General features: G+C 71.6%; 11 protein-coding genes. 8 read left to right on the top strand and 3 right to left on the bottom strand.

The window, feature by feature from the left end; all coding sequences use genetic code 11:
* Nucleotides 1-48 precede the first annotated feature (48 nt).
* Together Sdagh_RS15275 and Sdagh_RS15270 are read left to right on the top strand one after the other, a co-directional pair.
* Entirely contained in the window at nucleotides 49-1,113 is a 1,065-nt protein-coding gene (locus Sdagh_RS15275; RefSeq protein WP_190076743.1) for a hypothetical protein, read from the top strand.
* A 293-nt stretch (nucleotides 1,114-1,406) separates the two neighbouring features.
* On the top strand, nucleotides 1,407-2,642 hold the full coding sequence (locus Sdagh_RS15270; RefSeq protein WP_189418025.1) for a M20 family metallopeptidase: 1,236 nt from the start codon (nucleotides 1,407-1,409) through the stop codon (nucleotides 2,640-2,642).
* Between the two features lie 369 nt (nucleotides 2,643-3,011).
* On the opposite strand, the gene Sdagh_RS15265 is transcribed toward Sdagh_RS15270, so the two are convergent.
* The 3 genes from Sdagh_RS15265 to Sdagh_RS15255 form a co-directional block, all read right to left on the bottom strand.
* Nucleotides 3,012-3,323, bottom strand: a complete 312-nt coding sequence (locus tag Sdagh_RS15265; RefSeq protein ID WP_226535139.1) for a hypothetical protein — start codon at nucleotides 3,321-3,323, stop codon at nucleotides 3,012-3,014.
* A gap of 268 nt (nucleotides 3,324-3,591) precedes the next feature.
* A complete protein-coding gene (locus tag Sdagh_RS15260; RefSeq protein WP_189417564.1) occupies nucleotides 3,592-4,044 on the bottom strand; it encodes a hypothetical protein in 453 nt (150 codons plus the stop codon).
* A 94-nt stretch (nucleotides 4,045-4,138) separates the two neighbouring features.
* Nucleotides 4,139-5,350 (bottom strand): helix-turn-helix domain-containing protein, encoded by a 1,212-nt coding sequence (locus tag Sdagh_RS15255; protein WP_189417561.1) that lies wholly within the window; start codon nucleotides 5,348-5,350, stop codon nucleotides 4,139-4,141.
* A 270-nt stretch (nucleotides 5,351-5,620) separates the two neighbouring features.
* Between Sdagh_RS15255 and Sdagh_RS15250 the strand changes: the two genes are divergently transcribed.
* The 6 genes from Sdagh_RS15250 (at nucleotide 5,621) to Sdagh_RS15225 (ending at nucleotide 12,481) form a co-directional block, all read left to right on the top strand.
* Nucleotides 5,621-6,673 (top strand): BMP family lipoprotein, encoded by a 1,053-nt coding sequence (locus Sdagh_RS15250; protein WP_189418022.1) that lies wholly within the window; start codon nucleotides 5,621-5,623, stop codon nucleotides 6,671-6,673.
* Between the two features lie 211 nt (nucleotides 6,674-6,884).
* Nucleotides 6,885-7,937 carry a BMP family lipoprotein gene (locus Sdagh_RS15245; RefSeq protein ID WP_189417559.1) on the top strand — a complete coding sequence of 351 codons (1,053 nt, stop codon included), beginning with the start codon at nucleotides 6,885-6,887 and terminating at the stop codon, nucleotides 7,935-7,937.
* A 209-nt stretch (nucleotides 7,938-8,146) separates the two neighbouring features.
* On the top strand, nucleotides 8,147-9,703 hold the full coding sequence (locus Sdagh_RS15240; protein WP_189417557.1) for an ABC transporter ATP-binding protein: 1,557 nt from the start codon (nucleotides 8,147-8,149) through the stop codon (nucleotides 9,701-9,703).
* Nucleotides 9,703-10,830 carry an ABC transporter permease gene (locus tag Sdagh_RS15235; RefSeq protein WP_189417555.1) on the top strand — a complete coding sequence of 376 codons (1,128 nt, stop codon included), beginning with the start codon at nucleotides 9,703-9,705 and terminating at the stop codon, nucleotides 10,828-10,830. The genes Sdagh_RS15240 and Sdagh_RS15235 overlap by 1 nt, the downstream gene beginning before the upstream one ends.
* Nucleotides 10,827-12,092, top strand: a complete 1,266-nt coding sequence (locus Sdagh_RS15230) for an ABC transporter permease (RefSeq protein WP_189417552.1) — start codon at nucleotides 10,827-10,829, stop codon at nucleotides 12,090-12,092. Before Sdagh_RS15235 ends, Sdagh_RS15230 begins: the two co-directional genes overlap by 4 nt.
* The gene (locus Sdagh_RS15225; RefSeq protein WP_189417551.1) at nucleotides 12,089-12,481 is read left to right on the top strand and encodes a cytidine deaminase; all 393 of its coding nucleotides are present in this window, start codon (nucleotides 12,089-12,091) and stop codon (nucleotides 12,479-12,481) included. Before Sdagh_RS15230 ends, Sdagh_RS15225 begins: the two co-directional genes overlap by 4 nt.
* Nucleotides 12,482-12,483: the final 2 nt, after the last annotated feature.

The following is a 12,483-nucleotide window of genomic DNA, read 5'->3' as shown; positions in this document are numbered from 1 at the left end:
CACCGCCACCCCCTACCCCACGCCCAGAGACGGGACGGTTTTACGCCGATGAGCCCCCGCGCCGGGAACGCCGGCCCCCACACCCTCGCCTTCGTCGAGAGTCCGGTACAGCTCCTGAACGTGCTGGAGTGGGCGCACGCCCGCGCCCCCTGGACGGGGCTCACCCTCGTCGTCCTGTCGCCCGTGGACCCCATGACCCGGGGCCAGCTCCGCCGCATGTCGGAGCTGGCCCGCGAGGACGGTCACGAGGTCCGCTGGGAAGAGGCGCGGGGCGGGGCCTCGGCCCCCTTCCGCACGGTGGGCGGCCTGGCGGGCCTGCTCCGCCGCGCCGGCCGCATCGTCATGGGGGACCCGTTCTCCCGTTACGTCCAGCTGCTCCTCACCATCACCCACGCCCGCGAACTGGTCGTCGTCGACGACGGCACCGCCACGATGGAGTTCGCGGGCCAGCTCGCCCGCGGCGAACGCCTGGTCCGCTGGCACCGCAAGGGCAGCCGCCCCGGCCCGCGCGACCTGCTCTTCGCCCCGGTCTCCTCCTCGGCCCGCCGCCGCCTGTCCCCGTCGGGCCGCCGCAAGGTCGAGATCTTCTCCTCCATGCCGATCACCGAGGTCCCCGAGGGCGTCACCGTCACCCCGCACTCCTTCGCCTGGACCCGTGACCGCTTCGGCCCGCCCCGCATCACCAAGGGCGCGGACATGGTCGGCACCTCCCTGGTGGAGACCGGCGTCGTCGACGCCGCGGCCTACCTGGACGCCGTCCGCCGCCTCGCCAAGACCCACGGCGCCACCCGCTACTTCGCCCACCGCCGCGAATCGACCGAGAAGCTCCACCGGCTGGCCGTCGAGACGGGCCTGGAGGTCGTCCGCCCCGACCTCCCCCTGGAACTGATCGCCCGCCGCGGCCCGGTCGGCCGTACGATCCTCAGTTTCCCCTCCACGGTCGTGCACACCCTGCCGCTGGCCCTGGCCGGCACGGAGGTCAAGGTCGCCGTCTGCGACATCGACCCGGCCTGGCTCACCCGCACCGCCTCCCCCCGTGCGCAGGGCTTCCTGGACGGCGTCACGGGGACGGCGACGGGCGTGGAGCGGCTGCTGGCGGTGCCGGGCGTCTGAGGCGCGGCGCCACACCGCCACGGCCTCCTGGGCCCCGCCCCGCGCCCCCGCCCCGTACGCGGGCGCCAGGCGTAGGAGGCGTGGGGCGTGGTAGCCGTGAGGAACGGGTGGGTGCGCGACCCGGGCGCCGGCGGCGGCAGCGGAGCAATCGATATTCGGGCCGTTGTACCCACCCACGCCGACGCCTATGCGTCCGGCGGCGGCACTTTCTTCCCTCGCACGGGTAGAAGTTTTGTTGATCGTGGGTCAGCCGGCCGTCCGGGCGTCCTACCCTACAAAGGGTGAAGCAACTGATGTCACTGGAGTCCGAAGCCGACGTCCCCGGGGAAGCCACACTGCCCGGCCTCGTGCCGGAGGCGCTGCGGGCGGAGCTGATCGCCTTCCGCCGCGACCTGCACATGCACCCGGAACTGAGCAATCAGGAGTTCCGCACCACCGCCGCGATCAAGGAACGCCTCGAACGCGCCGGGCTGGCACCCCGGGTCCTCCCGTCGGGGACCGGGGTCGTCTGTGACATCGGCACCGACCCCCGGCGCCCGGACGCCACCGGCTCCGGCCTGCTCGCCCTGCGCGCCGACATCGACGCCCTGCCCATCCCGGACGTCAAGAGCGGCTGCGCCTACCGCTCGACCGTGCCGGACCGCGCCCACGCCTGCGGCCACGACGTGCACACCACCGTCGTCCTCGGCACCGGCCTGGTGCTGGCCGCCCTGCACGAGCGCGGACTGCTGCCCCGCCCGGTCCGGCTGATCTTCCAGCCCGCCGAGGAGGTCCTCCCCGGCGGCGCCGAGGACGTCGTGGCGGCCGGCGCGCTGGACGGCGTACGGCGCATCCTCGCCGTGCACTGCGACCCCCGGGTGGACGCCGGCCGGATCGGGCTGCGCGAGGGTCCCATCACCTCCGCCTGCGACCGGCTGGAGATCGCCCTCGCCGGCCCCGGCGGCCACACCGCCCGGCCGCACCTCACCACCGACCTGGTCACCGCCGTCGCCCGGGTCGCCACCGACGCCCCCGCGCTGCTCGCCCGGCGCATCGACGCCCGCGGCGGCCTCTCCCTGACCTGGGGCCGCATCGAGTCCGGCCACGCCGCCAACGTCATCCCGCAGCACGCCGAGCTGTCCGGGACCGTGCGCTGCCTCGACCTGGACGCCTGGCGGCAGGCCCCCGACCTGGTCGTCGCGGCCATCGACGAGATCGCCAACCTGCACCGCGCCAAGTCGGAGATCACCTATGTGCGGGGCGTGCCGCCGGTCGTCAACGAGGTGACCAGCGTCGAACTGCTCCAGACCGCCATGATCGCCCGGCGCGGCCCGGACTCCGTGGAGTCCACCGAGCAGAGCCTGGGCGGCGAGGACTTCTCCTGGTACCTGGAGCGCGTCCCCGGCGCCATGGCCCGCCTCGGCGTCCGCCCGCCCGGCGAGCGCACGGTCCGCGACCTCCACCAGGGCGACTTCGACGTCGACGAGCACGCCATCACGGTCGGCGTGGAACTGTTCACGGCGGCGGCCCTGATCGACATCACGGACTGACCGGGACAGACCACGCCGGGCGCGGGCCGCCTCCGCGGCCGTCACTCCGGGGGCAGCCCCCCTGTGCCCGGCCCGTGCCCGGCACGACCCGGCCATGGCGCCGAGCCGGTCCGCGTCGGGCTTCCGGGCCGGCGGCGGTCCGGTACAGCCGCAGCCGGGCGGCGGCGAAGGCGTCGACCGCCGCCGGAGCCGCCTCCCGCCACGCGGGCCGCCCGGCCGCCCACACCTCCGCGCCGCCGGGGGTGTGCCGGCCCCGGTCCCAGCGGGTCTCGGTCCAGTCCCGTTCCGTTCCCCCTCCGGGGGTGCGGTCGCTCCCGGGCGTTCCCGGCGGGCACTCGTCGTCGGTGCCGGGGGAACGGGAGCGACGCTTCAGTGCCGCGGCAGGGCGTGCGGCTGGGACGCGTGTCCGGATGCAGCGCCTACGGCGTGGCCGGTGGCTCGGTCCCGGTCGTGGGACTGGACGCGCACCATGTGGCCCAGCTCCGCGACGCACGGGCCGCACGCGTACACGTCACCCGTCGCGCCGGGCGTCGACACGGTGCCGACCCACAGCACGCGCACGCCCTCCCGCCGGCAGTACAGCCAGCAGGTGCCGCTGACCCACCGGTTGCCGTCGCCCGACTGCGCGACGAGCGGCCATACGTCCCGCCACGGGTGCGCGGCGGACGGTGCGAAGATCACGACGCTTCCCCGTCCGCCGGCCCCGGGCCGGACAGCCCCGCCGCGGGGCGCGGGACCGCGTGGTCGCCGACGGCCCGGCGGCAGCGCCGACGCCCCGACTCCTGCGTGCGCCCGCGCCGCCCCTCCTCGACCGGCCCCGGGCCACCATGCGTGCCGGACGCCGCGCCGCACTCGGTCCCGTCGTCGGATACGCAACGAACCTCGTACTCCGGTTCAGCTGTCCGGTCCTGCTCGATGGTGAACGGGACGTGGCGGAACACGGGCCGGGTCACCGCGCCGCCCGTTGCCCACCGCGTGCCGCGGCCATGACGTGCAGGAACCCCCCGGCCTTCTCGACCTCGCGTGCCACCTCGTCGAACTCCTGCGGAACGGACGAGATCATCGAACGGCACGACGTGAGCACCGCCCCGGCCGCTTCGCTCCTGACGTGTTCGACGGCCCGCTTCAGTCCCTCCCGCCCTTGCGGCGGCAGCAGGCCCACGCGCTCCTCGATCACGTCCGTGATCCCCCACCCGAACGCCTCGGCGTACTCCGCGCACTCCTCGCGGGGCCCGGCGATGTCCGTGCCGGGAGCACCGCACAGGTAGATCACGCAGTGGAACCGTTCGATCGGCGGCATACCCGCCGCCGCGTCCGCCAGTGCCCGGCGCCGTCTCAGGTCCCCCTCGGTCCGGCGGGCCCGTGCTCGTTCCTGCGTCTGTGCGCTCTTGTCGCTGACCATGCGCCAAGCGTGCCCGCACGATCACGCGGAGTGAAGTGACGAGGCGTACGACGGAACGAGGTTGCCCGGCCCCGGCTCGTACGCTCCGTAGGATTCACGTGATCAGCGGCATGCCGATCACTTCACCGATCCTGCGCACACGGGCCGTCGACACCTTCGCCAGCCGCTTGCCGATGACCCCGGGCAGCGCCTGGTGCCTGACCCACTCCGGTGCGTCGAGGCCCACCTCGATCAGTGTGTCCCCGGCCTGGTCATGGAGGCCGACCGCGCACTGCGCCAGAGCGACGTCCAGTTTGTAGCGGTTGCGGGCCACTTTCGACATGGACGCGGGAAGCTTCTTCATGTCCGGCTGGCCGGCGAGTTTGAGCGCGCGTCCGTAATTCTTCAACGCGACGTGGATCCCCACGGCCTCGGTCTTCGCCGCGGTCGGGCCGAAGACCGTTCCGTACAGCTTCTCGTCCCGGCCCAGCCTCGCCGCTGCGGCGTGCGCCTGGGACAGATAGTCGTCGGCCGCGCGCTCGTCCTCACGCCTGGACGCGGCCACGGCTGCGGAGATCATCAGGCGCCCGTACGCGAGCAGTTGCGGGCGGGATCCGCTGCTGAAGGACGGCTCGATCGTCAGCGCCGCGCGCTCGGCCACGGAGACGGCGCGGGGCACCTTGGCGCTGCGCAGATAGATCCAGGACAGTGTGGACTCCAGCAGCGCTGCCATCACGGGGTCGTCGCCGCGCTCCGCAAGGTGCTTCGCGGACGTGAGGGCGCTCAGCGCAAGGTCCCGTTGCCCGAAGCCGTTCGAGCACGACGCGGCTACGCGGTACGTGCTGGCCAAGATCGGCACCAGCCGGTCACGCTCGCTTCCGGTGGCGCCGGCGTACCGGGCCTGTCCTTCCATGAGGACCCTGGAGGCGTAACTGCTCACCTTGGCCGTGTCGCTGGCCCAGTAGGCATCCCATGCGCGGTCTCGGGCCTCACTCAGTTCCTCGACGGTGCTCGGATCGTCGATGCCCTCCCACATGCCCAGCGCACTGTCGTGCACGGCGTCCGAGAGGCGGCGTACGGCGGCCCGGGTGCCGCTGTCCATCCCCCGGCGAGGGGCCTGCTGCCCCAGGATCACCGACACGTCCGTGTGCAGCGCGTGCGCGAGCTTGAGCAGGGAGCCGACCGACAGCTCCCCCCGGTCCTGCTCGGCCTTCTGCACCAGGGCGAGGGACAGCCCCGACGCCTCGGCCAGCCCCTGCTGGGTCAGATCCGAGCCCCGCAGGTGTTTGATGCGCTTACCGGTCGTAAGGTCGGCCCAGTTGCTCACGATCACCCCAGTGGGTCAGTTCGCTCCGGCTTGCTGCGCTTCGATGGTAGGCCCGCATACCGGCGCCCCCTCCTCCATGTACCCGCCGTCACCCTTTTCGGCCCCTTCGAGCCCTTGGTTCACGGGACCGTAACCCCCACCGCCACGAATGCATAACGGCCCCGAGGAACCCCGTTCCCAGGGCTTTCTACGCGCGTTAATGTGCGCCGAACCGGGCGCCAGCCTCGGGGAGTTGAAGATGGGGAGCTTCAGATGCGTCGGACAACGAGCCTGCGTCGGACACCGAGACTGACCAGCGCCGCGGTGGGGGTCGCGTCGCTCGCCCTCGCCGCCACCGCCTGCGGAGGCACCAGCACCGAGGACGGCGGCGACGACGGCGGCAAGGAGGACCTCGGTCTGGCCATCGCCTACGACATCGGCGGCAAGGGCGACCAGTCCTTCAACGACGCCGCCTACGCGGGTCTGGAGCAGGCGAAGAAGGAGTTCGGCTACAAGACCGCCGACATCGAGCCCACCGACGGCGAGACCGACGCCGACAAGGAGCAGCGGCTCGCCTCGCTGGCCAAGCAGGGCTACAACCCGGTGATCGGCGTCGGCTTCGCCTACGGCCCCGCGATGGAGGCCGTCGCCGCCGACTACCCGGACACCACCTTCGGGATCGTCGACTCCGTCGTCGAGGGCGACAACGTCGCCTCCCTCGTCTTCGCCGAGAACGAGGCGTCCTATCTGGCCGGGGTCGCCGCCGCGAAGGCGACCAGGACCAAGACGGTCGGGTTCGTCGGCGGGGTGGACGTACCGCTGATCCACAAGTTCGAGGCCGGGTACAAGCAGGGCGTCGCCGACACCGATCCCGAGGTCAAGGTGGTCTCGCAGTACCTGACGCAGACCGCCGAGGAGGGCGGCTTCTCCAGCCCGGACAAGGGCAAGGCCGCCGCCGAGGGGCAGATCGAGAAGAAGGCCGACGTCGTGTACCAGGCGGCCGGCCTGTCCGGGCAGGGCGTGATCGAGGCCGCCGCCGCCAACAAGGTGTGGGCGATCGGCGTCGACTCCGACCAGTACCGGCAGGAAGCCCTCGCCAAGTACAAGGACTCGATCCTCACCTCCGCGCTCAAGGACATCGACGGCGCGGTCTACGCGCTGGCCAAGTCCGTCGAGGACGGCAAGCCGCTCACCGGCACCCAGACCTTCGACCTGAAGTCCGAGGGCGTGGGCCTGTCCGAGAGCAACCCGAAGTACGCCGAGGTCGCCGGGCTCAAGGACGCCGTGGCCAAGGCCCAGGAGGCCGTCGTCAGCGGCTCGGTCAAGGTGCGGACCGAGCCGTAGGCCGGGTCCGGCGCCCCCGCCCGGCCGTCCCCGCAGGGCGGCCGGGCATCACTGAAAGCCACCTTCCGTTTGCGCCCGGCAAGGGTTGGGCACGGCCCGATAACAAGGTGGACAGAAGGGGTTTTCAGGCCGGTCTACGCGCGTTAATCTGCGGCGAACCCAGCGCCGCAGCCGAACCCCGTCCGGCGCTTGTACGACAGGAGCACCACACATGCGCCGGATTTCCCGGATCACGGTCGCAGGCGCAGCGACCGCCTCCCTGGCCCTCGCGCTCGCCGCCTGCGGTGGTACCTCGACCTCGTCCTCCTCGTCCTCGGACAGCAAGGACGACAAGGGCCTCGCGATCGCGTACGACGTCGGCGGCAAGGGCGACCAGTCGTTCAACGACGCGGCCTTCGCCGGCCTGGAGCTGGCGAAGAAGGAGTTCAAGTACGAGACGGCCGACATCGAGCCGACCGACGGTGAGACGGACGCCGACAAGCAGCAGCGCCTGGAATCCCTCGCCAAGCAGGGCTACGACCCGATCGTGGGCGTCGGCTACGCGTACGCCGCCGCCGTCAAGGGAGCGGCCGAGAAGTTCCCGGACGTCACCTTCGGCATCGTCGACGACTCCACCATCGAGGCGAAGAATGTCGCGGACCTCGTCTTCTCCGAGGAGGAGGCGTCCTACCTCGCCGGTGTCGCCGCCGCCGAGTCCACCGAGAGCAACGTGGTCGGCTTCATCGGCGGTGTGGACAACCCGCTGATCCACAAGTTCCAGGCCGGCTTCGAGCAGGGCGTCAAGGACACCAACCCCAAGGCCAAGGTGCTCTCCCAGTACCTGACGCAGACCGCGGAGGAGGGTGGCTTCTCCAGCCCCGACAAGGGCAAGACGGCCGCCGAGGGCCAGATCGAGAACAAGGCCGACGTGGTGTACGCCGCGGCCGGTCTCTCCGGGCAGGGCGTGATCGAGGCCGCCGCCGCCAACAAGGTGTGGGCGATCGGCGTCGACTCCGACCAGTACCGGCAGGAAGCCCTCGCCAAGTACAAGGACTCCATCCTCACCTCGGCGATGAAGGACGTCGCCAAGGCGGTGTACAACCTCGCGAAGTCCGTCGAGGACGGCAAGCCGGAGACCGGTATCGTTCGGGGCGATCTGAAGTCCGGTGAGGTGAGCCTGTCGGACTCCAACCCGAAGTTCGCGGACGACACCGAACTCCAGGGCGCCCTGAAGACGGCCAAGGAGAAGATCATCAGCGGCGAGATCAAGGTCAAGAGCAGCTGACACCCGGCACCACCCGCACCGTGCCACCGTGGTCGCGCACACGCCCGGCGGGGCACGGGGAGGACGCCTCCCCGTGCCCCGCCGGAGCAGGTGCGCCACCGCTTTCGATGCCGTAGGGGCGCTACGCGCGTAGACGACCCCCGTCCCCAGGAGAGTGCGCCATCAACGCGTCCAGCAGCCCTCCGGCCTCGGCAGCGGCGGGCGGTCAGGTGACCGCCGTCGAACTCGCCGGGATCACCAAGCGCTTCCCCGGAGTCGTGGCCAACCACGACATCCACCTCACCGTCCGCAAGGGCACCGTCCACGCCCTCGTCGGCGAGAACGGCGCCGGCAAGTCGACGCTGATGAAGATCCTCTACGGCATGCAGAAGCCGGACGAGGGCACGATCGCGGTCGACGGCGAGCAGGTCTCCTTCTCCTCGCCCGCCGACGCCATCGCGCGCGGCATCGGCATGGTCCACCAGCACTTCATGCTCGCCGACAACCTCACGGTCCTGGAGAACGTGGTCCTCGGCAGCGAGAAGCTCCACGGCATCGGCGGCAAGGCCCGCCGCAGGATCCAGGAGATCTCCGAGCGCTACGGTCTCGACGTCCGCCCCGACCTGCTGGTCGAGGAGCTGGGCGTCGCCGCCCGCCAGCGCGTGGAGATCCTCAAGGTCCTCTACCGGGGCGCCCGCACCCTCATCCTCGACGAGCCGACCGCCGTCCTGGTCCCGCAGGAGGTCGACGCGCTCTTCGACAACCTGCGCGAGCTGAAGGCCGAGGGCCTCTCCGTCATCTTCATCTCCCACAAGCTGGGCGAGGTGCTCTCCGTCGCCGACGACATCACCGTCATCCGGCGCGGCACGACGGTCGGCACCGCCGTCCCCGCCGAGACCACCCCGCGCCAGCTCGCCGAGCTGATGGTCGGCAGCGAACTGCCGACGCCGGAGACGGCCGAGTCCACGGTCACCGACCGTCCGGTCCTCACCGTGGAGAAGCTGCGGCTGGTGGCCCCCGGCGGCAAGGCCCTGCTGGACGACGTCACCTTCACCATCCACGCCGGCGAGGTGCTGGGCATCGCCGGTGTCGAGGGCAACGGCCAGACCGAGCTGGTGGACGCGCTGATCGGCCTGCGCTCCGCCGACTCCGGGACGATCCGGCTCGCCGACGACGAGATCACCGGCTGGACGACCAGGAAGCGCCGCGAGCAGGGCGTCGGCTACATCCCCGAGGACCGCCACCGCCACGGCCTGCTCCTGGAGGCGCCCCTCTGGGAGAACCGCATCCTCGGCCACGTCACCGAGAAGCCCAACGCCAGGGGCGTCTGGCTGGACCCGAAGGCCGCCCAGGCCGACACCCGGCGGATCGTGGAGACGTACGACGTCCGCACCCCCGGCATCGACGTCACGGCCGCCTCCCTCTCCGGCGGCAACCAGCAGAAGCTGATCGTCGGCCGCGAGATGAGCCACGCGCCGCGCTTCCTGATCGCCGCCCACCCCACCCGGGGCGTGGACGTCGGCGCCCAGGCCGCGATCTGGGACCACATCCGCGAGGCCCGCCGCGAGGGACTGGCGGTCCTGCTGATCTCCGCCGACCTGGACGAGCTGATCGGCCTCTCCGACACGCTCCGGGTCATCTACGACGGCCGGCTGGTGGCGGACGCCGACCCGGCGACCATCACCCCCGAGGAGCTGGGCTCCGCGATGACGGGCGCGGCCACCGGCCACCTGGAGCACGAAGAGAGTCCCGAGGCCGGGACTTCCCCGAAGGGCGAGGCCCACTGATGAAGAAGTTCGACAAGGAGCGGGTGCTCCTCGCGGTGGCCGGCCCGGTCATCGCGCTCGCCGTGGCCTTCGTGCTGAGCGCGATCGTGCTGATCGCCTCCGGCAAGAACCCGGTGGAACCCTTCGCGCTCATGTTCGAGCAGGCCGGGTTCTCCGACATCCAGGTCCTGATCATCAACCAGGCGTCGATGTACTACATCGCCGCCCTCGCGGTCGCCATCGGCTTCCGGATGAACCTGTTCAACATCGGCGTCGACGGCCAGTACCAGCTCGCCGCCATGATGGCCGCCGTGGTCGGCGCGCACGTCGCCCTCCCCGGCGTCCTCCAGATCCCGCTGCTCCTCCTCACCGCCGTCCTCACCGGCGCCTTCTGGTCCGGCATCGCGGGCGTCCTGAAGGTCACCCGGGGCGTCAGCGAGGTCGTGGCGACGATCATGCTGAACTCCATCGCCACCGCCGTCATCGGCTACCTGTGGCTGCCCGACGTCTTCGGCGTCAAGGTCGGCAACAACAACACCACCGGCGAGATGCACGACTCCGGCTGGGTTCCCGGCATCGACATGGGCGCGGCCGGCGAGGTCTACGGCCTGGTGATCCTCGCGGTGCTGCTCGGCATCGGCTACTGGGTCGTCCTCAACCGCACCCGCTTCGGCTTCGACCTGCGCGCCTCCGGCGCCTCCGAGACAGCCGCCGCGGCCAGCGGCGTCAGCCCCCGGCGGATGGTCCTCACCGCGATGCTCCTCTCCGGCGGCCTCGCCGGTCTCGCGGGCCTGCCGATCCTGCTCGGCGACACCCACACCTACAGCCTCAACTTCCCCACCGGCATCGGCTTCCTCGGCATCGGCATCGCCCTGCTCGGCCGGAACAGCCCGGTCGGCATCGCCTTCGCCGCCTTGCTGTGGGCCTGGCTCGACAAGGCCAGCCCCGAGCTGGACTTCCACGGGTACGACAAGGAGATCGCGGTCATCATGCAGGGCCTGATCGTCCTTTCCGTGGTCGTCTCCTACGAGGCCGTCCGCGAATGGGGCCTGCGCCGCCAGCAGCGCCGGGTCGGCGCCGAACTGGCCGCCGGTCACGTCCTGGGCGCCACCACCGACAACACCGACAAGGAGGTGGCGGCGCGATGACCACCGTGACCGACCTGAACCAGCCGACGCTGCGGCCCACGGCGCCCACCGGCCGCCGGATGCCGCTGCCGGTCCTGCTCCTGGTCATCGCCGGAGCCCTGGCGCTGACCTCGATCGTCCGCCTGATCACCGGCGCGGACGGCATCACCAACGTCAGCCAGATGTCCACCGCCCTCCAGCTCGCCGTGCCGATCGGCCTCGCCGGTCTCGGCGGCCTGTGGGCGGAGCGCGCGGGCGTGGTCAACATCGGCCTCGAAGGCATGATGATCCTCGGCACCTGGTTCGGTGCCTGGGCCGGCTTCCAGTGGGGCCCGTGGACCGGCGTCCTCGTCGGCATCGTCGGCGGCGCGCTCGGCGGGCTGCTGCACGCCATCGTGACGATCACCTTCAACGTGAACCACATCGTCTCCGGCGTCGCCCTCAACATCCTCGCCCTCGGCGCCACCCGCTACCTGGCCCCCCTCGCCTTCGAGGGCCACCAGGGCGGCTCCGCCAAGCAGTCCCCGCCGGTCGACTCGCTCGGCCACTTCACCGTCCCGGGCCTGTCCGACGGGCTCCAGACCCTCAACGACAAGGGCTGGTTCCTGGTCTCCGACATCGCCGGCCTGCTCGGCGGCCTGGTCACGAACGTCTCCTGGCTCACCCTGATCGCGGTCGCGCTGGTCCCGGCGAGCTGGTGGATTCTCTGGCGCACCCCGTTCGGCCTGCGGCTGCGCTCCTGCGGTGAGAACCCGGTCGCCGCCGAGTCCCTCGGTGTCAACGTCTACAAGTACAAGTACCTCGCCGTGATCATCTCCGGTGGACTGGCCGGCCTCGGCGGCGTCTTCCTCTCCATCGTCGCCAACCCCTTCTACCTGGAGGGCCAGACCAGCGGCCGCGGCTACATCGGCCTCGCGGCGATGATCTTCGGCAACTGGATGCCGGGCGGCCTCGCCATCGGCGCCGGCCTGTTCGGCTACACCGACAGCCTCAACCTGCGCGGCGGCTCGGCCAACGTGCACGCGCTGCTGCTGCTGGGCGCGCTGCTGCTCCTGGTCGGCGCGATCTGGCTCGTGGTCCGCAAGAAGTACGTCAAGGCCGTGATCACGCTCGTCGTCGGCGCGCTGGTCTTCGCCTGGTACGCGGGCACCGACGAGGTCCCCAACCAGGTCGTCTCGGCCACGCCGTACGTCATCACCCTGGTCGTCCTCGCCCTGTCCGCGCAGCGGCTGCGCATGCCCAAGGCGGACGGCATGCCGTACCGGAAGGGGCAGGGCAAGTGACGGGCGTCGACTGGGAGTCGCTGCGCCGGGCGGCCCGGGACGCGATGTCCCGGGCGTACGCCCCGTACTCCGGGTATCCGGTCGGCGCGGCGGCCCTGGTCGACGACGGCCGCACGGTCACCGGCTGCAACGTGGAGAACGCCAGTTACGGCCTCGGCCTGTGCGCCGAGTGCGGGCTGGTCTCCGCCCTGCTGAACTCGGGCGGCGGGCGGCTGACCCACTTCACCTGCGTCGACGGCCAGGGCGAGATCCTCGTCCCGTGCGGCCGCTGCCGGCAGCTCCTGTACGAGTTCGGCGGCGCGGAGCTGCTCCTGGAGACACCGGCGGGGGTCCTGCCCCTCGCCGGGATGCTCCCGCAGGCCTTCGGCCCCGACCACCTCACCAAGTAAGG

It is taken from the genome of Streptomyces daghestanicus (assembly GCF_020521275.1).
GTDB classification, from domain to species: domain Bacteria; phylum Actinomycetota; class Actinomycetes; order Streptomycetales; family Streptomycetaceae; genus Streptomyces; species Streptomyces griseoviridis.
Note: the sequence above shows the minus strand (reverse complement) of the source record. Positions and strands in the feature narration are given on the sequence as shown.

Bases quoted from the DNA above. Each gene is read 5' to 3' on its own strand.
- Sdagh_RS15230 (WP_189417552.1), top strand. From the start codon at position 10,827: ATGACCACCGTGACCGACCTGAACCAGCCGACGCTGCGGCCCACGGCG.
- Sdagh_RS15245 (WP_189417559.1), top strand. From the start codon at position 6,885: ATGCGCCGGATTTCCCGGATCACGGTCGCAGGCGCAGCGACCGCCTCC.
- Sdagh_RS15270 (WP_189418025.1), top strand. From the start codon at position 1,407: ATGTCACTGGAGTCCGAAGCCGACGTCCCCGGGGAAGCCACACTGCCC.
- Sdagh_RS15275 (WP_190076743.1), top strand. From the start codon at position 49: ATGAGCCCCCGCGCCGGGAACGCCGGCCCCCACACCCTCGCCTTCGTC.
- Sdagh_RS15260 (WP_189417564.1), bottom strand. From the start codon at position 4,044: ATGGTCAGCGACAAGAGCGCACAGACGCAGGAACGAGCACGGGCCCGC.
- Sdagh_RS15235 (WP_189417555.1), top strand. From the start codon at position 9,703: ATGAAGAAGTTCGACAAGGAGCGGGTGCTCCTCGCGGTGGCCGGCCCG.